The organism is Christiangramia flava JLT2011, from assembly GCF_001951155.1.
Classification (GTDB): Bacteria; Bacteroidota; Bacteroidia; order Flavobacteriales; family Flavobacteriaceae; genus Christiangramia; species Christiangramia flava.
In genome coordinates this window covers 528,352-551,835 of the sequence record NZ_CP016359.1, presented here as the reverse complement: position 1 = coordinate 551,835, position 23,484 = coordinate 528,352, and the positions used below count along the sequence as shown (strand labels likewise).

Genomic DNA, 23,484 nt, shown 5'->3' with positions numbered 1-23,484 from the left:
GGATTACGATCCCCGACTTGAGCGGAACAAATATGTGAACAAAAATTGTAAAAAAAAAACGAATTTTGGGTTGAATTTTAAGAAAATTTTATGCATACTTCCTTCCGACATTCAAGATAGAAAAACCTCTTCAAACAGCCAGTCAAAATACTATGAAATCATACGTTTCAAATGTTAAAGTTCGTTATGCCGAGACCGACCAGATGGGAGTGGTGCATCATGGGAATTATCCGCAATACCTTGAAATTGCGAGAATTGAGTGGTTGAGCGAGCTGGGGATTTCTTATGCGAGCATGGAGCGGGAAGGGGTAATGTTGCCGGTCTTCGAGTTAAATCTTAAGTACCATAAACCGGTGTACTTCGATGAAAATCTGCGCATTGAAACGCGCCTTCGGGAACTGCCAAATGTTAAAATAATATTTGACTATTTTATCTGGAATGAACAAGGTGAAAAAGTGACTTCGGGAAGTACCGTTTTGGTTTTTATGGACGCCAAAACCCGAAAACCGATTCGTTGTCCCGAATATATTTTGGAGAAACTAAAAAATTAATTCTCCAGTCGGGAAATTTTTACTTTATAGGTATTGTCGAATTTGGTGAAAATTTCTTCGGCTTCGTTCTTTCGAACTGAAATAAAAATCCTACAATCCAGTTCCAGTTTCTGGTCAATAACATTCAGGTTTTGTTGCTTGATCACCTGCATGACCTTGTTCATTTCTGGATAATCGAATTGAATGACGAAAATTTCATCTATCGTTCGCGTGATGATTTCTGAAGATTCCAAAGCCATTTGTGCCGCTGTTTTATAGGCATTGATGAGTCCGCCAACTCCCAGTTTGACCCCGCCAAAATACCTCACTACCACGATTAGAATATTGGTCACTTCAAAAGACTGGATCTGGCCGTAAATAGGCATTCCTGCTGAATTGGATGGCTCGCCATCATCATTGGCACGATAGCGCTGCTGTTCTTCTTCCTTTCCAAATTGCCAGGCGTAGCACCAGTGTCGGGCTTTGTGATGTTGCTTTTTGAGGTCTTCCAGGATCTCGTTTACTTCATCTTCTGTCTTTACCGGGTAGGCGTAACCAAAAAACTTCGAATTTCGATCTTTGAATAAAACTTCAGGAGAGGCTTTTGTGATGCTTTTATAGGTGTCTTTCATACCGCACTTCTTGCCACTAAGATGATACTTATTACTGCCAGGGCCAAACCAATCCAGTTGTGTTTGATCAGTCTTTCCCGGAAAAGAGCGATTCCCAGTAACGTTGAAAGGGTAACGATCGCTACATTATTCAGGGTAAAGAGCGTGGAACTTTCAAAATCGGGATTCCGAAGAGCCATCACCAGGAAGTAGATCGAAAAATAATTCGGAATGCCCAGAACGATCCCGCCCATTACATTTTTCCACTGAAATTTCAGTTTGTTGCTGAATGCCTGTATGGTTAGAATGCTTATTCCCGTGATTCCGGCAAATGCGAAAATAGCTGAAGAGAAAAGTCCCACATCTTCATTAGCTACATAATTAGCTTCCAGGTATTTGATGCTCGTATCGATGATTCCGCTTCCGAAGAAGACCAGCAGCGGAAAAATCAGGTTTTTTGGCTGAATATTGAGGCTTTTATTGGTTTTTATCGAACTTAGGTACACCGCAAACAGCGCCAGGATTATTCCGAAGATTTTCCCTAAACCCGTACTCTCCTGGTACAGGAAAATACCGAAAAGCACCGGGATGGCTACCGACATTTTGCTGGCGACCGCCACAACCGAAAGTCCGCTTCTTTGCGTGGTGATGGCCGCGAGATTGAAAACGGCGATGAATAAAAAACCCAGAATGATGACACCTAAAAACCAGTCTTTTTGAGGAATAACGCGAATGTCTGGATTTGGGATAAACCAGGTGAGGCCCACCGCACAGGCAACGAAATAGTTGAAAATGATCGCCTGCAGCGTGTTGATTTCAAATTTTTTAAACAGTCTGAAGATCACGAAAATGACCGTGGATGAAAGAATGCTTAAAAGCAGGTAGATCAAAATAGTTCTTTTTTAGTGGTAAACAGGTCGATCACATCTTCGCGGGTTGGTTCGAGGTTCCAGGTATGAAAACCCAGTCTTTCGGCAACTTCCGTATTTTCACGGGTATCGTCTATAAAAAGGCATTCTGAGGGTTCCAGCTCATGGGTGTCCAGGATATGTTCGAAAATTTCGGGATTGGGCTTGCGCATTCCTAACTCGTGTGAAAGATAAAACGCATCGAAGCAATTTTTAAAATCCTCATAAAAACTCACATTTTCCTGGATATAATTGATGTGGTTTTCGTTGGTATTGCTCAACAGGATCAGCAAATAATCTTTTTCTTCCGCAAGTTTCTGAAGGAATTTCAGGCGATATTCCGGGAAATCTAACAAGATCGAATTCCACGAATCCACAAAATCTTCGCTGGCCATATTAGGGAATTCTGTTCGGTAATTTTCTGAAATTTCATCGGAAGTGACAAAACCCTGTTCGTATTCCCGGTTTTTAGCGTGCAGCGCCTCCGGAAGTTCGTGGATATCGAAATCTTTCAGTCGGCTATTCATCGCATCTTTATCGAGATTGATAAAAACATCTCCGAAATCGAATATTAGGGCTTTGATCATTATAATTTTGTTTGCTGGTTCGTAAATATTTCAAGAATATCCTCTTGAATGGCGGTCTTGCAAATTCGCTCTCCTGAAAAACGCGGTGCTGCAATTCCTGAATGCATTCTAAGATTTCCCGTGAAAACGGTCGCTTCGTCCCATAAACCGGAATCGATAAACTGCTGAAGCGTTCTGCTGCCGCCTTCGATGATGACCGACTGGATCTCGTGTTTATAAAGCACCTCGCAGATCGCGGCGGCAATATTCTCTGAAAAAGAAAGTTGCTCCAGCACCACATTTTCGGGATAATCTTTTTCAGCGGTAGTTGCCGTCAGTACGATCGTTCGCTGATTTCCTGAAAATATGGCTGAATCGACAGGTACTTTCAGGTCTTTGTCGATCAAAATCCGAACAGGGTTATTCCCCGTCCAGTTTCGAACATTCAACCTGGGATTGTCTGCCAGGGCAGTGGAAGTTCCAACCAGAATGGCTGCTTCTTCGGTGCGCCACTTATGCACCAGTTGCCCGGAATATTTGTTAGTGATCCAAACAGGTCTTTTCTCAATTTTTGTTTCTGGTGCGATATATCCATCAAGAGATTGTGCCCATTTGAGGATAATATACGGGCGTTTTTGATTGTGATAGGTAAAGAAACGCTTGTTCAGGTCCTGGCACTCGGTTTCCAGGATGCCAACATTCACTTCACAGCCGGCTTCCATCAGTTTCTTAATACCGCGTCCTGCAACTTCTGCAAAAGGATCCATTGTGCCAATCACCACCCTTTTAATGCCTTTGGCGATGATGAGATCGCTGCAGGGAGGAGTTTTGCCGTAGTGGCTGCAAGGTTCTAGGCTTACATAAATAGTAGCATCTTTCAACAGCTTTTCATTACTTACGGAATTGATGGCATTCACCTCGGCATGAGCTTCGCCGGCCCTGTGATGCCAGCCTTCCCCAATGATCTGTTCCTCATGAACAATCACACTACCAACCATAGGATTCGGGTAGGTGATTCCAAGGCCGTTTCGGGCCAGTTCAATACAGCGTTTTATGTATTTTTCGTGTATCTTCACCTCGCAAAAATAGAATTAATTAGCTAGAATGAGCACATGGAAAATCCGCGAAATTCAGGCGGAAGACAATCAGCAGGTTAGAAGCCTGATCCGGGAAGTTTTGGTGGAAATGGGTGTCCCGAAAGTGGGAACGGCCTATGAAGACCGGTCACTGGATGACATGACCAAGACCTACAACGCGCCGAAAATGGCCTATTTTATTGTAGAGGAAAACGGAAAAGTGATCGGTAGTGCAGGAATTGCGCCACTCACCGGGCTGGAAGAGGAATATTGTGAATTGCAGAAAATGTATTTTTTGCCCGAAGCCCGAGGTCGTGGTATCGGGATGGCGATGATGCAGCACTGCCTGGATTTTGCCCGGGAGCAGGGCTTTCAGAAATGCTATATCGAAACACTTCCTTACATGGAGAATGCTCGTAAGCTCTACAGGAAGACCGGGTTTGAGTCGGTTGAAAAGCCGCTCGGAAACACCGGCCATTATAATTGCACTGTATTTCTCGTAAAAGACCTGATGTGAAAATAAGCAGTTTCAGAGACCGTTTCCGGGAGCAATTGCAATCGCAGTACGCGGTACAGGAGATCGACTCTATTTTTTATCTTCTGACGGAAAATTACTTCGGAATCAAAAGGCTGGACCTGGCTCTGGATCCTTCTGCGGAATTAGATGAAAATCAGGAAAAACAATTGGAAACAGCTCTAGAGCGACTGCGAAATGCGGAACCGGTACAATATTTAACCGGAAAATCTGAATTCTTCGGAATGGATTTCGAAGTCAGTCATGCGGTGCTCATTCCGCGTCCTGAAACAGAAGAGCTCGTGCAGTGGATCATCGATGACCAGGCAGATGCTCATGGAGATATCCTGGATGTTGGCACCGGAAGTGGCTGTATAGCGATCGCGTTGGCAAAAAACCTTCCGAAAATGAGTGTCCAAGCCATCGATCTTTCTGAAGCAGCCTTGGAAGTCGCAAGCAAAAACGTGGAAAACAACCAGGTTTCCGTCCAATTCAGAAAAGACAATATTTTGGAGATTGAGGACTTGGGACAGGAATTTGACGTGATCGTCTCCAATCCTCCTTACGTGCGCGAACTCGAGAAAGCGAGCATGCGGCCCAATGTGCTGGAACACGAACCAAAAATGGCTCTCTATGTGGAAGACTCGAACGCGCTCATTTTCTATCATAAGATCGCGATCCTGGCCAGGAAACACCTGAAGAAGAACGGTGCCTTATATTTTGAGATCAATCAATACCTGGGCCCGGAAACTTCCAACTTAATTCAGGAAATTGGTTTTGAGACCGAGCTGAAAAAGGATATTTTTGGAAACGACCGCATGATCAAAGCCACATTCAAATGACAAAACAACTTAGGAAGATCGCCGTTTTCTGTGCTTCCAGTGATGGAAATGACGAGCACATTTACAAACAGGCCTATGAACTGGGAAGATCACTGGCCAGCAAGAAACTGGAACTGGTTTACGGCGGAAGCAAACTGGGCCTGATGGGGCAGGTGGCAAAAGGTGTTCTCGAGAATGGTGGGAAAACCATTGGCGTTATTCCAGATTTTTTAAAAACAAAGGAGGTCGTGCACACCGGTCTTCACCAGTTGATCACTACTGAAGACATGCATGAGCGTAAACTGACCATGAACGAGTTGAGTGATGGGTTTATCACGTTGCCGGGCGGTTTCGGGACTTTTGAAGAACTTTTCGAGATTGTAACCTGGGCGCAATTGGGATTGCATCAAAAACCGGTTGGATTGCTGAATATCGGTGGCTTTTACGATGAACTGGTGGCGATGTTGCGAAAAATGACTGAAAAGGGGTTGCTTCGGCAGGAAAATCTGGAAATCCTTCTTGTGGCAGATACCTTTGACGAGTTGTATGAGAAAATGCAGGCCTATGAGCCAAAGCCGGTTCCGAAGTGGATGAATAAGAATCAGACCTGAGCGTGAAAATTGAACGATTAACCATAAAGACGAAAAAGCTGAAGGAACAACTGCGATTTTATAAAGACCGGTTGGGATTTGAGCTGATTAGCTACCACGAAAAAAGTTTCTTGCTGAAAGCCGGTTATTCCGAATTGTGCCTGGAATACGATGAACATTTTACGCCTTATCATCTTGCCTTCCATATTCCCGATGAAACCGAAGAAGAAGCCGTGAAATGGATCGAAAACGAGCGTCCAGTGCTGAAAGACAATGGAGAAAAGATTATTGATTTCAGTAACTGGAAGGCAAAATCGGTTTATTTTTATGATGAAGATCATAATATTGTGGAGCTCATCTCGCGTCGCGATTTTCAAAAAAGTAAGTCGGCTCTTTTCAGTGCTGATTCGATTATTGGGATAGCAGAAATTGGGCTTTCGGTAACAGAAGTGGAACCGGTTTTCCGCAAATTACGGTCAGATTGCCTGCTGCGTCAGTACGATGGAGATCTGGAAAATTTTTGTGCGATCGGCGATGAGGAAGGATTGCTGATCTGCGTGAACCAGCATCATAAAAAGTGGTTCCCGACCTCAGATAAAGCCAAGCCGGCTTCCATAAACCTGGATTTTCAGCATCGCGGGGAACACTTCAATTTAATTTACGATAAAACAAGCATTCAACTTTCAGAAAAATAGCAAACACCAATGAGTATTGAAGAAAAGATCCAAAGCCTTCGGGAGGAACTGCAGCGGCATAATTATAATTACTACGTGTTGGATAAGCCTGAAATCAGCGATTATGATTTCGATATGAAGCTGAAAGAATTGCAGGAACTCGAGGAGCAAAATCCTGAATTTCAGGATGAGAATTCCCCGACAGTTCGTGTAGGTGGTGCGGTGACCAAAAACTTCGAGACGGTCACTCATGAATATCGAATGTATTCGCTTTCCAACAGCTACTCCAAGGAGGAGCTGGAAGATTGGGAAAAGCGTATTCAGAAGGTTGTGGAAGGGAAAGTGGAGTATGTTTGCGAACTGAAATATGACGGGGCTTCGATAAGCCTGACCTATGAAAACGGCATTCTGCAGAAAGCAGTAACCCGCGGGGATGGTTTCCAGGGGGACGATGTGACCAATAATATCAGGACTATACGCTCAGTGCCACTAAAGCTAAAGGGCGATTTTCCTGAAAAGTTCCATATTCGAGGAGAGATTGTCCTGCCTTATGAAGGTTTTGCGAAAATGAATGCAGACCGGGTGGAAGCCGGTGAAGAACCATATGCGAACCCAAGAAATACCGCTTCCGGAAGTTTAAAATTGCAGGATAGCGCTGAAGTGGCCAGGCGACCGCTGGAATGCTTGTTATATAGCCTTGCTGGAGAAAACCTGGGCATTAAGACCCAGTTTGAAGGCCTTGAGAAAGCTCGAAAATGGGGTTTTAAAGTACCCGGCGAGTCTGAACTGAAGGCTTCCATAGAAGAAGTGTTGCACTACATCAATTACTGGGACCAGCATCGCCATGATTTACCTTATGAAACTGATGGGGTGGTGATCAAAGTGAACGATCTGGCGCAGCAGGAAGAACTGGGCCACACCGCAAAATCACCAAGATGGGCAATGGCCTATAAATTCAAGGCAGAACAGGAAAGCACCATTCTGGAAAAAATAACCTATCAGGTAGGCAGAACGGGGGCTATTACTCCGGTAGCCAACCTGCAACCGGTCCTCTTGGCAGGAACGACAGTAAAACGAGCCTCGTTGCATAATGCTGACCAGATCGAGAAGCTGGATGTGCGGGAGGGCGATACCGTTTTTGTGGAAAAAGGAGGGGAGATCATTCCAAAGATCGTAGGGGTAGATTTTCAGAAGCGCGCTCAACACTCAGAACCTACCAAATATGCTACTCATTGCCCGGAGTGCGGGACCGAGCTGGTAAGAAATGATGGGGAAGCCCAGCATTACTGCCCCAATGCCACGTCCTGCCCGCCTCAGATCACCGGTAGAATCCAGCATTTTATTTCGCGGAAGGCCATGGATATTGAAGGACTAGGTGGTGAAACGGTCGTGTTGCTGGTCAATGCGGGATTAATCGATAATTACGCTGATCTCTATGAACTGAAAAAAGAAGAAGTACTTCCGTTGGAGCGAATGGCAGAAAAATCGGCTGAGAATCTGATCTCCGGAATTCAGAAATCCAAAGAGATTCCGTTTGAGCGGGTATTGTTTGCGCTGGGTATCAGGTATGTTGGGGAAACTGTTGCCAAGAAACTGGCAAAACACTTCAAAAGTATTGATGCGCTCATGGCTGCTTCGGAAGAAGAGCTCACTAATCTTGATGAAATCGGGGAACGAATTGCCTGGAGTGTTCGGGAATTTTTTGATGTGGAAAGCAACAGGCATATCGTGGACCGACTCAAAAGTTACGGGGTGCAAATGGAAATTTCCGCAGAAAAACTGGCTAATCAAACCGATAAGCTGAGCGGGAATACTTTCGTGATTTCAGGAGTTTTTGAAAAAGTTTCCAGAAATGAGCTCAAAAAAATGATCGAGGATAATGGCGGGAAAGTTTCCAGTTCCATTTCTTCGAAGACGAATTACCTGGTTGCGGGCGACAATATGGGGCCAAGCAAGCTTGCCAAAGCTGAAAATTTAGGTACCCACATCATCAGTGAAGATGATTTCCTGAAAATGCTGGAATAGCAGGGGTTACACCTGGATGCTGTATCCTTTGGTCTTCAGGTTTTGTTCCTCATCAAAATAGTAATCCAGCCTTCCTAGGTAGAGCCCGTAACAGCCAACCTGGTTCACGATCACGTTTTTGCCAGATTTGTTTTTCAGAACTGTTGGCCGGTCCAGGAACGTGTGCGTATGGCCGCCAATGATCAGGTCAATATTATTGGTTTTCTGAGCGAGTTTGACATCAGAAATCGTACTGTTCTTATAATCATAACCCATATGAGAAAGGGCGATCACCAGGTCGCATTTTTCTTCATTTTTAAGTTTGGAAGCCATGTCAGTCGCGATTTCCATCGGGTCAAGATACTTAGTCTCTTTATAGAGTTTCTGGTTTACCAGCCCCTGTAGCTCTACACCCAGTCCAAAAACGCCAATTTTGATTCCGTCTTTGTTAAAGATCTTATGGTCTTTAGTGTGGCCATCCATGACAGTATTGCTGAAATCATAATTCGAACAAATGAAGTCGAAACTGGCATGCGGTAATTGGGCATACAAACCGTCGATCCCGTTGTCGAAATCGTGGTTGCCAATGGTTGCCGCATCGTAGCGCATTTTGCTCATCAGTTTGAATTCCAGTTCACCTCCGTAGAAGTTGAAATAAGGCGTTCCCTGGAAAATGTCACCCGCATCGAGTAACAGCGTATTAGGGTTTTCCTGCCTGATTTTTTCGATCAAAGCAGCACGTCTGGCAACACCGCCCATATTGGCATTTCGGCCGTCGTTCGGTCCAAAAGGTCCAATATGGCTATGCACATCGTTCGTGTGCAGAATGGTAAGATGTTTCCCTGGTGATTGGAAAGACAGGGAAGACAGTCCGCCAAGTCCTATGAATAAACCGGCTGCTGAGGTCGTTTGGATAAAATCTCTTCTTTTCATTATTCTCTGATATAGCGGTTATCGATTCTGGCTCGGAGTGTATCGGTTTTCTTCAGGTAATCGATCAGCGCATTCCTGATCTTATAATCTACGGAATATACTTCCACGGGATTTGCAAAAAAGTTCATGTTGTCACCGCCCTGCTGAAGGTAATCTGAAGTGGCCACGAAATAATGTTTGTTTTCATCGATCGGTTGGCCATCAATGCTTGCTTTGTAGATCTTGTAATTTCTGTCTGCACGGAGCTCGATCCCACTAACGGGATGAGCGGTTTTGGCCTTGCTGAGATATTGCAGCATGTCTTTTACATCTTTTCCGGTTAGTTCCACGATCACAATTTCGTTTTCAAAGGGCATCAGTTCATAGATCTTTTTCATGGTCAGGCCTCCGGAAGGCAGTTGCGCCCGGATACCACCATTGTTCAGCAGGACGAAATCGATCTCTTTCCCTGTGCGAGACTGAAAAACAGGATTAGCCTGCTCCATTACGGCATCTGCCATGAAATTACCGATAGCGGTATTCAGATCCCCATCAGATTTTGTAAGTAATTTTGGATTGTACGCCAGAACCGAATCCATGGTTTTGTCCAGGTTCTGTTTGTAGGGAGCGATAAAGTCATTGATTTCCTCATCTTCTGAAAGTTGGGAATCAATGGGAATCCTTTTTCCTTCAAAACTTGAAATTGTTGTAGGATTATTTTTACAGCTTGAAAATAAGCTGATTACCAACAACAGGCGAATAAAACTCTTCATGATCTAAATAGGCATTAGGCTTCAAAGTTAAGACTTTATAAGGGATTGCTCCGGGAGGATGTTTATAAATTTTTTGTTGTTCTGTCCCTGGTAAAATAGTGTTATACCACTTTTGAGGTATTTATTTTTAACGGTTTCTTAACGATAAAATAAAACTTTGATATATTTAAACTACCCAATCTATCTGTATGAAAACTAGTAAATTATCGTTGCTGGCCTTGCTGCCACTTCTGCTGGTGCAGATCTACGCTGTTATGGAATCTCAAACCTGGCTGAGCAGTCTTTCCGGATTATTGTTGTTTTTTCCATTGCTCCATGGTTTTTGCTGTGAAGTGAAAAAGTCCCGTCTTAATTTTCGGGCTTTTGTAATCACGGCGGTCCTGGCAGGGATTTTCGGCTTTTTTCAACACAAAATAGGGCATTTCGGAATGATGGTTTTTTCCGGAATTTCCTACCTGTTTCTGTATCTGGAAGCGCTGAAATTTACTGAAAGAAGTGCGGCAAACCGATACATAAAGATCGTATTTGTCATATTGGTCATTCTGAATGTGTATTTTTTGGTGGGGCATCTCGAGGAATTGAAACGAAAGATATCTGATATGGGTGAGATGATCTTTTACGTATTTTACTATCTGAATCTACTGGTGATGGCCCTGATCGCGCTGGTATATTACCTGAATTCGTACTCAAAGAAATCGGTTTATTTTATTTCGCTCACGCTGGCCCTGCTTTTCGCTGATGTCTTTCGTGATATGGCATTATTTTATCTTCCCGATGCGAGCGTGGAAGTCATACAGGCCATTTTGCGTATGGCCGGGTTATTCATGGCATTTAAATTCTTCACGACCTCCGAAAAGAAGCTGCGACTCATCAATCTTGTGTAAAACTTTTTACAGGAATCACAAAGTTGTGCAATTTCAATAGCTTTCATTAATCTATTTTCAGTAATAGGTGGCTATTTCTTTTAAATATCTAATTTTGCCGCTTAGAACAAGCATGCTTAATGAGTCTGAAAAAAATACTGATCCGCAAAAAGATCAGGAAATATGCGCGGCAATCCGGGTTTGAAGAAACCGGGATTACAGGAAGAAGTGCCCTTTTGATTGCAGAAGAATTTGAAGAGCGGATCCCAGTCTTTTTGTCGGCATTGAAGAACGCAGGTTTTAACCCGGAGAATTTGGAAATTTTTGTGTGTAATCCTACCAAATTTCAAGGAGATCATCGCAGTCTTTCCGATTCGCAGGTAAACATGCGCGGTCGATTTAAAGATGAGCAGATCCTGGAATCCCTGGCAAAACCTTACGATTTCCTGCTCTGCTTTTTTGAAGAGAATTGTTATGCTGGCGGACTGTTTACCGCGCGTGCAAAGGCTCAGCTAAAGATCGGTCGCGGATGGGATGCTTTGAGCCTGTTCAATATTTCCATTCAAACCGATGATTTCCGGGAGTTTTGGGAAGAAGCTTTTAAATATTTGAAAATTTTAAAAAACACGAATTAAATGGAAGCCTTTGTTGGAACCGGTGTGGCTTTGATCACGCCTTTTAAGGAAGACTTATCGATAGATATGGATGCATTGGCAAACCTGGTGAACGACCAGATTACCAATGGTATCGAATACCTGGTGGTACTTGGAACAACCGGGGAAAGCGCCTCGTTGAATCCAGAGGAAAAAGAGCTGGTGAAGGAAACCGTAAAAAAGGCCAATAACGGCAGGCTGCCTATGGTTCTTGGAATCGGCGGAAATAATACTGCTGCGGTGGTCGAAGAATTGAAAAGTGCCAGGTTGGAAGGTTTTGATGCCATACTTTCAGTTTCTCCATACTACAATAAGCCAACGCAGGAAGGCATTTTCAGGCATTTTAAAGCGGTGGCTGAAGCTTCGCCGCTGCCGGTGATTGTTTATAATGTTCCCGGGAGAACGGCCTCTAATATCCTTCCGGAAACCATTAACCGGATGGCGCGGGAACTCGATAATATCATTGGGGTAAAGGAAGCTGCCGGGGATATGGTGCAGGCGATGAAGCTCATCAGTGTGGTGCCAGAAGATTTTATGGTAATTTCCGGAGACGACATGATCACGCTGCCTATGACACTGGCAGGAGGAAAAGGCGTAATTTCAGTAATTGGGCAGGGGCTGCCTAAAGAATTCAGCGAAATGGTACGTTTAGGGCTTCAGGCTGAAGTTTCAGAGGCTTACAAATTGCATTATCGCCTAGCACCTTCCATAGAACTGATTTTCGCGGAAGGAAATCCTTCCGGGATCAAATCCCTGCTGGCCCATAAAGGCATGATCCAGAATCATCTTCGGTTGCCTTTAGTGGAAGCTTCTGAAGCATTGCAGGATCGAATTGGAGATTTTTTGAAGCGTTTTTAAACAATCCCACCCGGGCGGTACCGGAAAAATTTCGGCTAACAGCAATAAATAAAGCTATTCCTCAGTTATTTGTCTAACTGAGGAAAGTTTTTTTTATACTCACAAAAAATGTATTTTTGCCAGATGTTTTTACGTATGATGAAAAAAGGGATTTTAGCTTTAGGGCTCTTGATGCTCGTCACTTCCTGTAGTGAATATCAAAAGCTGTTAAAAAGCGATGATACCGCTAAGAAATATGCTACTGCTGAAGAGCTGTATACACAGGGAAAAGAGGAAAAGAGCAATAAAAAGCTTCGTAAATCCATCCGCATACTGGAGCAAATAGAGCCTCAGTTCAGAGGAAAGCCACAGGGGCAGCGTTTATCATACATGTTGGCAGATGCTCATTACCAGTTGGGAGATTATTTTGTCTCTCCGTTTGAGTTCGAGCGTTTTCAGCAATTGTACGCCAATAGCGAAAAGACCGAGGAGGCTTCCTTTAAGGAAGCGGCAAGTTATTACTACAGGACTCCGCCTTACAACCTGGATCAAACCGATACTAAAAAGGCCATGGAGGAACTTCAGGAGTACCTGAATAAATATCCGCAGGGAGAATATGCCGATCAGGCCAGTGACATGGCAGCAGAATTGCAGCGTAAGCTGGAAAAGAAGGCTTTCGAGATCGCCCGGCAATATCACAAAACAGAATTCTATAAAGCGGCCATCGCTTCCTTTACCAATTTCATTGCAGATTATCCAGGAACTCCGTTTAGGGAAGAAGCTTTCTATTATCGCTTCGATTCAGCATATAAACTGGCAACGAACAGTGTGGCTTTTTTAATGGAGGAACGCCTGAAAGAGGCGAAAACCTATTACGAGGCTTATAAAAAATATTATCCCGAAGGAGAGCGCATGGAAGAAATGAACGCTTCTCTGGAAGACATCAATTCGAGACTACAAAATTTTTAATTAGGTATTATGGATTTTAAAAAGATTGACGCACCGGTAAATACCACTACAATCGACAGGAATAAGGTAGATGCCCCAACCGGGAACATTTACGAAGCTATTTCTATTGTTGCCAAAAGAGCAACCCAGATCAATTCTGAAATCAAAAAGGAATTACTGGAAAAACTGGATGAATTTGCTACTTACAATGATTCTCTTGATGAAATCTTTGAGAATAAGGAGCAGATCGAAGTTTCCAAGTTCTACGAAAGACTGCCAAAACCTCAGGCTCTTGCCGTAGAGGAGTGGCTGGAAGACAAAATTTACTGGAGAAATACCAAGGACACAGAAGACTAAGAAGTCTCGGTTATGTCTGTACTAAGCGGTAAGAAAGTTTTACTCGGTGTAACCGGCGGTATCGCTGCTTACAAAACAGCCGGTCTGGTAAGGCTTTTTATCAAATCTGGAGCTGAAGTCCGCGTGGTGATGACCCCGGCAGCCAAGGAATTTATCACACCGCTTACACTTTCAACATTATCTAAGAACGAGGTGTATTCTTCCTTTACGAATGAAGAAGATGAGAATGCCACCTGGAACAATCACGTGGAACTCGGCCTTTGGGCCGATTTCATGCTTATAGCCCCTGCTACAGCCAGTACGCTTTCCAAGATGGCGTCGGGGAATAGCGATAATTTGCTGCTGGCAACGTATCTCTCTGCGAAATGCCCCGTTTTCTTCGCCCCCGCGATGGATCTGGATATGTATCAGCATACCTCTACCAGGAACAGTTTTGAGACCCTTCAATCTTACGGAAATATCATGATTCCGGCAGGTACCGGTGAACTGGCTAGTGGCTTGAAGGGCGAGGGCAGGATGGCCGAACCGGAAGAAATTATCCAATTTTTGGAATCCTTTTTTTCTGAAGATCTTCCATTGAAAGGGAAAAAAGTGCTGATCACAGCAGGGCCTACATACGAAGCGATTGATCCTGTTCGTTTTATAGGAAATCATTCCAGCGGTAAAATGGGGTACGAGATCGCCGCCGTCGCTGCCAAAAATGGCGCGGAGGTGACTTTAGTTTCCGGGCCCACGCATCTCGATGCGCCGAAAGGAAAGATCAGGATGATGCGCGTAACCAGTACCCGGGAAATGTACGAAGCAGTCCAGGAGCATTTTACTGAGTCTGATGTTTTTATCGCTGCCGCTGCGGTTGCCGATTATAAACCGAAGAGCGTTGCTGCCGAAAAGATCAAGAAAAAGGAGGCTTCTTTAAGTATTGAGCTGACCAAGACCGAAGATATCCTGGCTAGTATGGGTGCACAGAAAAAGCATCAGAAGCTTATTGGTTTTGCACTGGAGACTAACAATGAAGAGGAAAATGCCAAAAAGAAGCTGGAAAAGAAGAATCTTGATTTTATTGTATTAAATTCATTGCGGGACGAAGGTGCAGGCTTTAAAGGGGACACTAATAAAGTAAGTATCATTTATCCCGATCGTAAGATTGATTTCGGTTTGAAATCAAAAAAAGAAGTTGCCAGAGATATTGTTCAGGAAATTATAGAATTGTTGAATGCCTAAGCTGATCCTTACTTTTTTGCTTTTTATCGCCGCCCAGCTGGGAATGGCGCAACAGCTTAATTGTGAGATCACGATCAACGCTGAACAAACCGGGCAGGCGAACCTTTCCGTATTCAAAACCCTGGAGCGATCTTTAAATGAATTTGTGAACAACACTTCCTGGATCGATCAGAAATTCCAGCCGCAGGAGCGTATTAACTGCAGTATGTTTATCACCATCAGCAGTTTTGAAGGCGAAAATTTTAATGCTAGCATCCAGGTGCAATCTTCCAGGCCGGTCTACGGAACTTCTCTGATCACGCCGGTTTTTAATTTCAGTGATGAGCAGTTCGGTTTCAATTACCGCGAGTACCAACCGCTGAACTATAGCCAGAATACCTATACCTCTAACCTGGTTTCGGTCATTTCCTATTACATATATACGATCATTGGTCTGGATGCCGATACTTTTGCACCAGATGGCGGAACTCCTTATTTTGAAGAGGCTAACCGCATCGTGACCACTGCCCAGCAGGGAGGTTCCCTGGGCTGGAAAGGTAGTGACGGGCAGCGTTCCAGATATCGTTTGAATACAGATCTTCTTTCGAATACATACGGCGAATACCGCGAGGCACTATACGATTATCACCGTCTGGGGCTGGACGTGATGCATGAAGATCTTGTTGGAGGTAAGACCGCAATTGCTGAGGCTATGGACAAATTGAAGGTGATGAATGGTCGCCGGAATAATTCCTTGCTGCTTCGGGTGTTTTTTGACGCTAAGGCTGATGAGATCGCGAAAATATTTTCTGATGGGCCAAGCATCGGGAAGCCAGACCTGGTCGAAACCCTAAACAATATCGCACCACGATATTCCAAAAACTGGAGAACAATCCGATAAATTTTCGGTTGATTCGCAGTTTTTTCTCCCTTATATTTAGCTCAAATTTAATCAGGCTTGCTAACAGCACTTTCCATTAAGAATTACGCGCTTATCGAAGACATCAATATGAGCCTCGATAAGGGTTTTACGATCATGACCGGAGAAACCGGTGCAGGAAAATCGATCATTTTAGGAGCATTGGGATTGCTCCTGGGAGATCGTGCCGACTTCAGCGCGATCAGGAATCCCGAAAAAAAATGTGTGATCGAAGGAAGTTTCGGGATCGTAAATTACAAGCTGGAAAAATTCTTTGAAAAGGAAGACCTGGATTATGAGCCCAATAGCATTATTCGAAGGGAGATCCTTCCTTCGGGCAAATCACGAGCTTTTATCAATGATACGCCGGTAAAAATCTCCGCGTTGCAGAAATTGGGTAGTTACCTGATCGATATTCACAGCCAGCATGAGACCCTGAGTCTCGGGAACGCCGGCTACCAGTTTGATGTGATCGATACAATCGCCGGCAATGAGGCCGTGTTGATTCAGTATAAAAAAGAACTTCGGAATTTTAAAGCGCTTCAGGCGCGTTTTGCCGAACTAAAGGAGGAGCAGGCCCGCGCAGCAAGAGAATATGATTATAATGTTTTCCTGCTTAACGAACTCGAAGAAGCGCATTTAAAAGAAGGCATGCAGGATGAACTCGAAGAGCGCTACGAAGAATTGAATAATGTAGAAGAGCTCACTGAAAACCTGAATGCCGCGATCAATAATTTGCAACAGGAAGAGATTGGGAGCCTGGAAACCTTGAAATCCATTCGTAACAGCCTGTCCAAAATTTCCCAATTTTCGACTTCTTATGAGTCGTTTTATGAGCGTGTAAACAGTGTGATCATTGAGCTGGATGACCTGGAGACCGAAATGACCTCTGCTTTAGATCGTATCGAGGCGAACCCGGAAGAACTGGAAATGGTCAACCAGAAACTTCAGCTGATCTATAATCTTCAGAAAAAGCATAATGCTGAAAATGTGGAAGAACTGATCGCGATCACCGAATCGCTGCGGAAAGAAGTTTCAGTAACCGAAAACGCTGAGAATTCCCTGAAGGAAATCCAGCGGGAGATCGAAGCTAAAAAAGAGGAATTGCAGAAGATCGCTTCCGAATTGCACGCGAAAAGAGACAAAATTATTCCGGTTTTCGTCGAGCAGACTGAAAAGATCCTGGCAGACCTTGGCATGCCAAACGCCAGGCTGAAAATTCAGCTGGATCAAACAGCGGAATTTTTAACGAACGGGCAGGATAAGCTCGAATGGTTTCTTGCGGCCAACAAGGGCGGCACTTTTAAAGAGATGAAAAAGGCTGCTTCGGGCGGGGAATTATCGCGTATCATGTTGGCGGTAAAAAGTATTCTGGCTGCGCAAAGCAATTTGCCAACGATTATTTTTGATGAGATCGATACCGGAGTTTCGGGAGATATTGCCAGCAGGATGGGAGAAATTCTTCAGAAAATGGGCGCAAACATGCAGGTGATCGCCATTACCCATCTACCGCAGATCGCCGGGAAAGGTTCAAGCCACTTCAAAATTTATAAGGAAGATAACGACGATGCGACGCAAACGAAGATCGTGAAGCTTGGTGAAAATCAGCGAGTGGAAGAGCTGGCGCTGATGTTGGGCGGAAATACCAAAAGCGAATCGGCCCTCGCACACGCGAAAGCACTCCTGAATTAGGCTGTCGAAATTGGCTAGTTTTCCTTTTGTTGACTGTTTCTTCTTATTCTGAAAATTCACTGTGTTGTAAAAAGCCGAAGTTTCGGCGCAATTCAATCAACTTTCCTATCTTTACAGGCTAACAACCCTAAAATAAAATCACATGTCATATAACCTGTTAAAAGGGAAAAGAGGAATTATTTTCGGGGCGCTGGATGAAAATTCCATTGCCTGGAAGACGGCTGAAAGAGTTCATGAAGAAGGAGGAACATTTGTTTTGACCAACGCACCTATCGCCATGCGAATGGGAAGTATCAAGAATCTGGCTGAAAAGACCGGTTCTGAAATTATCCCTGCCGATGCAACCAAGGTGGAAGATCTGGAAAATCTTGTGGAAAAAGCCATGGAGATCCTGGGCGGGAAGATCGATTTTGTACTGCACTCCATCGGGATGTCGGTTAACGTTCGTAAAGGGAATCATTATACCGATATGAACTACGATTTTACTACCAAAGGTTGGGATGTTTCAGCGGTTTCTTTCCATAAAACCATGCAGGTTCTTTATAAAAAAGACGCGATGAACGAGTGGGGAAGCATCGTGGCGCTTAGTTATATGGCGGCCCAGCGCGTTTTCCCGGATTATAATGACATGGCCGATAACAAGGCGTATCTGGAATCGATCGCGAGGAGTTTTGGTTACTTCTTCGGAAAAGATAAAAAGGTTCGTGTGAACACAATTTCGCAGTCCCCAACCCCAACAACTGCCGGGCAGGGAGTAAAAGGGTTTGATGGATTCATCAGCTTTGCTGAAAAGATGTCTCCACTTGGAAACGCGACTGCGCTGGAATGTGCTGATTATACGCTTACCTTATTCTCTGATCTTACTAGGAAAGTGACGCTTCAGAATTTATACCACGATGGAGGTTTCTCCAATACCGGTGTGAGCCAGGAAGTGATGGAAGCCTTTACAAAAGATTCAGAATAAACCACCAACTACCGGCTGAGTCTTCAGCCGGTTTTTTTATAATTTCATGCAGCCCCTGTATTCATTCGTTATTCCGGTTTACAATCGCCCGCAGGAGGTCAGGGAATTGCTGGAAAGCATGCTTTCGCTGGAAAATGCTCCGGAATATGAAATTCTCATTATTGAGGACGGCTCTTCGGAAAAGGCTGACCTGGTCTGTGAGCAATTTTCAGAAAAACTGAAGATCCGCTATTTTTTCAAAAAGAATTCTGGTCCCGGCGATTCCAGGAATTTCGGGATGCGCCAGGCCGCAAGCGATTATTTCATCATTCTGGATTCCGATGTGATCCTTCCGCCAGATTATCTTCAGCAAGTTCACTCTTTTCTGCAAACTACTAAATGCGATTGTTTTGGCGGGCCAGATGCTTCACATCCGTCTTTCAGCGATGTTCAAAAGGCTATTGACTATAGTATGACTTCGTTTTTCACCACTGGTGGAATTCGCGGCGGAAAAAAAGCGGTGGATGAATTCCAGCCAAGAAGCTTCAATATGGGGATTGCCCGAAGAGCTTTTGAAGCAAGCGGCGGATTTGGCAGTATTCACCCGGGTGAGGATCCCGATCTCAGTCTTCGGCTTAAAAAACTGGGGTTTTCAACCTGTCTGATTCCGGAGGCCAGGGTTTTTCATAAAAGAAGGATCGACTGGGAAAAATTTTATCTTCAGGTTCAGAAATTCGGAATGGTACGGCCAATTTTAAATAAATGGCACCCTGGAACTGGAAAGATCACTTACTGGTTTCCGCTGGTTTTCATTCTTGGCCTGATATTTTCAGTATTTCTGTTCGTTTTGGGTTATCCTTTTTTAATAGGTTTATACGCGATTTATTTTCTGGTCACGGCACTAGACGCTGCGATAAAACAGAAAAGTTTCTATATTGGCTTACTGGTGGTGCGGGCAATTTTTACGCAATTCAGCGGTTATGGATGGGGATTTTTGAAGTCTTATATCGCCATTCACCTGCAACATAAAGACCCGGAAAAGACATTCCCGAAACTGTTTTTTAAGAAATAGGCTATGGCAAAGAAGAAAAAACTGATCAAGAAATCGAGTCTGAAAACCTTCAGCTTCTTTCTCGTATTTTCGACCGTGGTCTGGTTCCTGGTGCAGTTTTCCAAAACCTATACGCAGCTCATCGAAATCCCGGTGACCTATACTAACGTTCCGCTGGATAAAAGCATTGCTGAAGACCGGCCGGAAAATATCAGCCTGCAACTGCAGGAAACCGGTTTCAGTATTTACTATTTTAAGATCTTCAACCCGGAACTGATCATTGACCTTTCGAAAGCTAATGTGGATGGCACAGACCTCGTTTACCGCATCGATGATCACGTAACCGATATTAAGGAGCAGTTACAGATCGATCTGGAAAATTCCAGGATCATCCAGGATGAGGTGCGTATTCCGTTTCAGTTTAAAAAAGAAAAGACGATCAGGATCGTTCCGCATATCGATATTTCGTATGCCGCAGGATACAATGCCGATGAACCGGTAAGGGTCACTCCAGATTCGGTTAAAATCAGTGGTCCCGAAAAGATGGTAGACACGATTGAATCTATTAAAACCAGGGAGCTGGACCTTACCAGGGTCAATCAGGACCTGGATGGCGAAGTGAAACTCGACACAAGTGGCTACGGAAAGATCAGTTTTTATGAGAATAGTGTTCGGTATTTTCAGAAGGTAGAAAAATTCACGGAAGGCAGCGTGGAGATCCCGGTGGAGGTGATCAATATCCCGAACGGCCTTAATTTGGCCTATTTTCCTAAGTCGGTGGTGGTATATTATCAGGTGAACCTGAAGCGTTTCGACAAGATCAACCGTTCTGATTTTCGTGTGGTTTGTGATTACAGCGAAATCAATGAAGGGGACGATTTTATGGTCGCCAAAGTGGTGGAAAAACCGGAATTGATCACCAATTTGCGACTCAACGAACGCCGAATTCAATTTGTGATCAAGCGATGAAGGTGATTGGGTTAACCGGCGGGATAGGCAGTGGCAAGACCACCGTGGCAGGTTTCTTTAAGGAAATGGGCATACCTGTATATATTGCAGATGATGCTGGAAAACGACTTTTGGCGACTTCCGAAAAGATCAGGCGGCAGGTGATTGCCATTTTTGGGGAAGAAGCCTATACTGAAACCGGGCCCAATCGAACTTTTATAGCCTCCAAAGTATTTCATGATAAAGAACTGCTCGAGAAACTTAACGCCATTATTCATCCGGCCGTTGCCAGTGATTTTGAAAACTGGCTGCAAGAGCAGGAATCAGCATACGTTTTATACGAGGCCGCCATCCTTTTTGAGACCGGTGGTTACATGAAATGCGACCAAAGCATCCTGGTGACCGCGCCTCGCGAGCAGCGCATAGAGCGGCTGCTCGAGCGAGATCAGACTTCCGAAGCAGCCATCCAGGCACGGATGAATAACCAGTGGAGCGATGAACGCAAGAGAGAGCTGGCCAATTTTGTGATCGAAAACACCGATCTGGATGAAACCAGAAAGCAGGTTGAACTTATCCACACAGAAATCTTAAAAGCAGGTCAAAATTCTTAATACTTCTGTTAACATTTGGTTAAACACTTTAATCTCTAAATGTTAAAATCTTACTTTTGACCGCATGAACAAGAAGCTTTTTGTCCTTCTGGTGGTCCTTATGAGTTTGTCCCTGATAGGTATCATTTTTGTCCAGGGATATTGGATTAAAAGCACGATAGACGATAGGGAAGAGCAGTTTTCTTACAATGTCAAACAGGCGTTGCTGAATGTCTCCAATGAGATCCAGAACCGGGAATTTGAAAAATACTATTTCCAGATAAAAGATCCGGATAGCACCAATAGCAGGTTAAACAATATCACTGCTACGCAGTATTTTTATTCCAGTAAGGACGATAGCCGAAACGAAACTTATTTTAATTCTGAAACCATTCTGGAAGAAGATTATAAGGTTTCTTCCGGATTTTTGCAGTTTGCGCAGGACAGTATCCAGTTCACCAAAATGATCAAAAAGAAGGTGACCGATATCATGGCCGACAATACGCTGGACGGAAACAATCTGAGTTCGAGACAGCGCATTCAGCAAATTGAAAGAGTCTCGAGAATGGAAGAGGTGGAAAAGGATATTTTGCGCTCCGCCATTGCAGAAGAAGTGAATCGCCTGCCTGTGCATAAGAGGGTTTCAGAAGACCAGATCAGGAGATTGCTCGCCCGGGAACTGAAGGAACGAGAACTGGATACCGAATTCGAGTTTGGCGTCTACAATAATTCCATAGCGACCAATCTGCATTCAGACGATTTTGAACTGGATTATCCCGCGACGTATGCGGTACCGTTGTTCACCGATCGCGTTGGAGGAAGCGGGTATCAGTTGCTGGTGAACTTTATCAATAAAAAGGAAGAAGTGCTTTCATCTGTAATATTAATGGCCTGCCTTTCGATCATTTTTACACTGATCATCGTCATTGCCTATTCCAGCGCCCTGTCACAATTGATCAGGCAGCGCCAGATCTCGCAGATTAAGACTGATTTCATCAATAATATGACGCACGAGTTCAAGACGCCAATCGCGACCATTAACCTGGCGCTGGATGCGATCAAGAACCCGAAAATTTTTACCGATAGTTCCAAGGTTTCCAGGTACCTCCAGATGATCCGGGATGAAAATAAGCGAATGCACGCGCAGGTGGAAAATGTGCTACGGATCTCGAAACTGGAAAAGAACGAACTGGACCTTAAGAAAGAGCGGCATCAGCTGCACGATATGATCAAGGATGCGATCACCCATGTGGAATTGATCGTGGAAGACCGCGGCGGATACATTCAGACGCATTTCGGGGCTTTACGTTCCTCCATCCTCGCTAACCAGGACCATTTTACCAATGTACTGGTGAATATTTTGGACAATGCGATCAAATATTCCGAAGAATCACCGAAGATCGATGTGTATACCTCGAATGTGAAGAATTACATCTGCTGTGAGATTCGGGATCAGGGAACCGGGATGAGCAAGCAGGTACAGCGAAAGATTTTTGACAAATTTTACCGGGAACATACCGGTGATATTCATAATGTAAAAGGACATGGGTTAGGTCTGGCCTACGCCAAGCAGATCATTAAGGACCACCACGGAGAAATCACGGTGATCAGTGAAAAAGGAAAAGGAAGTACATTCATAATTAAACTACCACTAATATCTTAAATATATGGAAACTGAAAACAAAAAAATTCTACTTGTAGAAGACGATCCGAACTTCGGGACGGTTTTAAAAGACTATCTCGCCATGAACGATTACGAGGTGACTCACGCGAAGAACGGGATGGAAGGATTCGAAAAGTTCAAAAAAGACGACTTCGATCTATGTATCCTGGATGTGATGATGCCTTACAAAGACGGGTTCACGCTGGCAAAAGAGATCAGGGACAAGAATGAAGAAATCCCGATTATTTTCCTAACCGCAAAGGCCATGAAAGAAGATGTGTTGAAGGGTTATAAAGTTGGAGCAGATGATTACCTGAACAAGCCGTTCGATAGCGAAGTGCTGCTGATGAAGATCAAAGCTATTATGCAGCGCAAGGCGACCGACAGTGTAGCCGACAGCAAGCAGTTTGAATTCGAAATTGGAGATTTCCACCTGAATTCCAAACTACGTTTCTTAACCTTTAGAGATGAGGAACCACAAAAACTGTCTCCAAAAGAAAATGAGTTGTTGCGTCTACTGGCTCTTCATGAAAATGACCTGATGCCAAGGGAACTTGCACTTACCAAAATCTGGAGAGATGATAACTACTTTACATCTAGAAGTATGGATGTATATATTGCCAAATTGAGAAAATACCTGAAAAAGGACGAGAACGTGGAAATCCTGAATATCCACGGAGAAGGATTCCGTTTGGTTGTTAAAAATAAAGAGGAGACCGAAGCTTAATTCATACCTTCAGTTTCCGGGAGAATACAGCATCGCGGCTCGGTGCCGCGATACTGTATTTTTTCTCTTTCCTATAGATGAACCAGTTACCAGAAAGTTCATCAAAGACTACTT

26 protein-coding genes are annotated in these 23,484 nt (G+C 44.1%); 20 read left to right on the top strand and 6 right to left on the bottom strand.

Going from position 1 to position 23,484, the window contains the following annotated elements; genetic code table 11:
* The first annotated feature begins 152 nt into the window (after window positions 1-152).
* Window positions 153-551, top strand: a complete 399-nt coding sequence (locus GRFL_RS02105; protein WP_083643044.1) for an acyl-CoA thioesterase — start codon at window positions 153-155, stop codon at window positions 549-551.
* Here GRFL_RS02105 and GRFL_RS02100 read toward each other — a convergent pair.
* Genes GRFL_RS02100 through ribD form a run of 4 tightly spaced genes read right to left on the bottom strand, consistent with a single transcriptional unit; the run spans window position 548 to window position 3,691 of the window.
* A complete protein-coding gene (locus GRFL_RS02100; protein ID WP_083643042.1) occupies window positions 548-1,162 on the bottom strand; it encodes an IMPACT family protein in 615 nt (204 codons plus the stop codon). The genes GRFL_RS02105 and GRFL_RS02100 overlap by 4 nt on opposite strands.
* Window positions 1,159-2,031, bottom strand: a complete 873-nt coding sequence (locus GRFL_RS02095; RefSeq protein ID WP_083643040.1) for an EamA family transporter — start codon at window positions 2,029-2,031, stop codon at window positions 1,159-1,161. Before GRFL_RS02095 ends, GRFL_RS02100 begins: the two co-directional genes overlap by 4 nt.
* The gene (locus GRFL_RS02090) at window positions 2,028-2,636 is read right to left on the bottom strand and encodes an HAD family hydrolase (protein WP_083643039.1); all 609 of its coding nucleotides are present in this window, start codon (window positions 2,634-2,636) and stop codon (window positions 2,028-2,030) included. The genes GRFL_RS02095 and GRFL_RS02090 overlap by 4 nt, the downstream gene beginning before the upstream one ends.
* A complete protein-coding gene (gene ribD / locus GRFL_RS02085; RefSeq protein WP_083643037.1) occupies window positions 2,636-3,691 on the bottom strand; it encodes a bifunctional diaminohydroxyphosphoribosylaminopyrimidine deaminase/5-amino-6-(5-phosphoribosylamino)uracil reductase RibD in 1,056 nt (351 codons plus the stop codon). Before ribD ends, GRFL_RS02090 begins: the two co-directional genes overlap by 1 nt.
* Window positions 3,692-3,719: 28 nt before the next feature.
* Here ribD and GRFL_RS02080 point away from each other — a divergent pair, with 28 nt between their 5' ends.
* The 5 genes from GRFL_RS02080 to ligA are packed head-to-tail and all read left to right on the top strand — an operon-like array spanning window position 3,720 to window position 8,315.
* The gene (locus GRFL_RS02080; protein ID WP_083643035.1) at window positions 3,720-4,208 is read left to right on the top strand and encodes a GNAT family N-acetyltransferase; all 489 of its coding nucleotides are present in this window, start codon (window positions 3,720-3,722) and stop codon (window positions 4,206-4,208) included.
* The gene (gene prmC / locus GRFL_RS02075) at window positions 4,205-5,047 is read left to right on the top strand and encodes a peptide chain release factor N(5)-glutamine methyltransferase (RefSeq protein WP_083643033.1); all 843 of its coding nucleotides are present in this window, start codon (window positions 4,205-4,207) and stop codon (window positions 5,045-5,047) included. Before GRFL_RS02080 ends, prmC begins: the two co-directional genes overlap by 4 nt.
* The gene (locus tag GRFL_RS02070; RefSeq protein WP_083643031.1) at window positions 5,044-5,637 is read left to right on the top strand and encodes an LOG family protein; all 594 of its coding nucleotides are present in this window, start codon (window positions 5,044-5,046) and stop codon (window positions 5,635-5,637) included. Before prmC ends, GRFL_RS02070 begins: the two co-directional genes overlap by 4 nt.
* Window positions 5,638-5,639: 2 nt before the next feature.
* A complete protein-coding gene (locus GRFL_RS02065; RefSeq protein WP_083643029.1) occupies window positions 5,640-6,311 on the top strand; it encodes a VOC family protein in 672 nt (223 codons plus the stop codon).
* Window positions 6,312-6,320: 9 nt separating this feature from the next.
* Window positions 6,321-8,315 (top strand): NAD-dependent DNA ligase LigA, encoded by a 1,995-nt coding sequence (ligA, locus tag GRFL_RS02060; protein WP_083643028.1) that lies wholly within the window; start codon window positions 6,321-6,323, stop codon window positions 8,313-8,315.
* Between the two features lie 6 nt (window positions 8,316-8,321).
* Here ligA and GRFL_RS02055 read toward each other — a convergent pair whose 3' ends face one another.
* Both GRFL_RS02055 and GRFL_RS02050 read right to left on the bottom strand, forming a co-directional pair.
* Window positions 8,322-9,227 carry a bifunctional metallophosphatase/5'-nucleotidase gene (locus GRFL_RS02055; protein ID WP_083643026.1) on the bottom strand — a complete coding sequence of 302 codons (906 nt, stop codon included), beginning with the start codon at window positions 9,225-9,227 and terminating at the stop codon, window positions 8,322-8,324.
* The gene (locus GRFL_RS02050; RefSeq protein WP_083643024.1) at window positions 9,227-9,979 is read right to left on the bottom strand and encodes a 5'-nucleotidase C-terminal domain-containing protein; all 753 of its coding nucleotides are present in this window, start codon (window positions 9,977-9,979) and stop codon (window positions 9,227-9,229) included. The genes GRFL_RS02055 and GRFL_RS02050 overlap by 1 nt, the downstream gene beginning before the upstream one ends.
* A gap of 188 nt (window positions 9,980-10,167) precedes the next feature.
* Between GRFL_RS02050 and GRFL_RS02045 the strand changes: the two genes are divergently transcribed.
* The 14 genes from GRFL_RS02045 (at window position 10,168) to GRFL_RS01980 (ending at window position 23,370) form a co-directional block, all read left to right on the top strand.
* Window positions 10,168-10,863: a hypothetical protein gene (locus GRFL_RS02045; RefSeq protein ID WP_083643023.1), complete on the top strand. Its 696-nt coding sequence runs from the start codon at window positions 10,168-10,170 to the stop codon at window positions 10,861-10,863.
* 119 nt (window positions 10,864-10,982) lie between these two features.
* Entirely contained in the window at window positions 10,983-11,477 is a 495-nt protein-coding gene (locus GRFL_RS02040; protein WP_083643021.1) for a DUF6913 domain-containing protein, read from the top strand.
* A complete protein-coding gene (dapA, locus tag GRFL_RS02035) occupies window positions 11,478-12,353 on the top strand; it encodes a 4-hydroxy-tetrahydrodipicolinate synthase (protein WP_083643019.1) in 876 nt (291 codons plus the stop codon).
* A 135-nt stretch (window positions 12,354-12,488) separates the two neighbouring features.
* The gene (locus GRFL_RS02030; protein WP_236995860.1) at window positions 12,489-13,301 is read left to right on the top strand and encodes an outer membrane protein assembly factor BamD; all 813 of its coding nucleotides are present in this window, start codon (window positions 12,489-12,491) and stop codon (window positions 13,299-13,301) included.
* Window positions 13,302-13,310: 9 nt separating this feature from the next.
* Entirely contained in the window at window positions 13,311-13,637 is a 327-nt protein-coding gene (locus tag GRFL_RS02025; RefSeq protein WP_083643015.1) for a DNA-directed RNA polymerase subunit omega, read from the top strand.
* A gap of 12 nt (window positions 13,638-13,649) precedes the next feature.
* Window positions 13,650-14,858 carry a bifunctional phosphopantothenoylcysteine decarboxylase/phosphopantothenate--cysteine ligase CoaBC gene (gene coaBC / locus GRFL_RS02020; protein WP_083643013.1) on the top strand — a complete coding sequence of 403 codons (1,209 nt, stop codon included), beginning with the start codon at window positions 13,650-13,652 and terminating at the stop codon, window positions 14,856-14,858.
* A complete protein-coding gene (porD, locus tag GRFL_RS02015) occupies window positions 14,851-15,738 on the top strand; it encodes a type IX secretion system protein PorD (RefSeq protein WP_083643012.1) in 888 nt (295 codons plus the stop codon). Before coaBC ends, porD begins: the two co-directional genes overlap by 8 nt.
* 57 nt (window positions 15,739-15,795) lie before the next feature.
* Window positions 15,796-17,448, top strand: a complete 1,653-nt coding sequence (gene recN, locus GRFL_RS02010; RefSeq protein ID WP_083643010.1) for a DNA repair protein RecN — start codon at window positions 15,796-15,798, stop codon at window positions 17,446-17,448.
* A gap of 142 nt (window positions 17,449-17,590) precedes the next feature.
* Window positions 17,591-18,412 (top strand): enoyl-ACP reductase FabI, encoded by an 822-nt coding sequence (locus tag GRFL_RS02005; protein ID WP_083643008.1) that lies wholly within the window; start codon window positions 17,591-17,593, stop codon window positions 18,410-18,412.
* Between the two features lie 46 nt (window positions 18,413-18,458).
* Complete coding sequence (locus GRFL_RS02000) at window positions 18,459-19,463, top strand: glycosyltransferase family 2 protein (RefSeq protein WP_083643006.1); 1,005 nt, start codon at window positions 18,459-18,461, stop codon at window positions 19,461-19,463.
* A gap of 3 nt (window positions 19,464-19,466) precedes the next feature.
* The gene (locus GRFL_RS01995) at window positions 19,467-20,411 is read left to right on the top strand and encodes a CdaR family protein (protein ID WP_083643004.1); all 945 of its coding nucleotides are present in this window, start codon (window positions 19,467-19,469) and stop codon (window positions 20,409-20,411) included.
* Window positions 20,408-21,001 (top strand): dephospho-CoA kinase, encoded by a 594-nt coding sequence (gene coaE / locus GRFL_RS01990; RefSeq protein ID WP_083643002.1) that lies wholly within the window; start codon window positions 20,408-20,410, stop codon window positions 20,999-21,001. The genes GRFL_RS01995 and coaE overlap by 4 nt, the downstream gene beginning before the upstream one ends.
* A 64-nt stretch (window positions 21,002-21,065) precedes the next feature.
* On the top strand, window positions 21,066-22,643 hold the full coding sequence (locus tag GRFL_RS01985) for a sensor histidine kinase (protein WP_083643001.1): 1,578 nt from the start codon (window positions 21,066-21,068) through the stop codon (window positions 22,641-22,643).
* A gap of 4 nt (window positions 22,644-22,647) precedes the next feature.
* Window positions 22,648-23,370 (top strand): response regulator transcription factor, encoded by a 723-nt coding sequence (locus tag GRFL_RS01980; protein WP_083642999.1) that lies wholly within the window; start codon window positions 22,648-22,650, stop codon window positions 23,368-23,370.
* The last annotated feature ends 114 nt before the right edge of the window (window positions 23,371-23,484 follow it).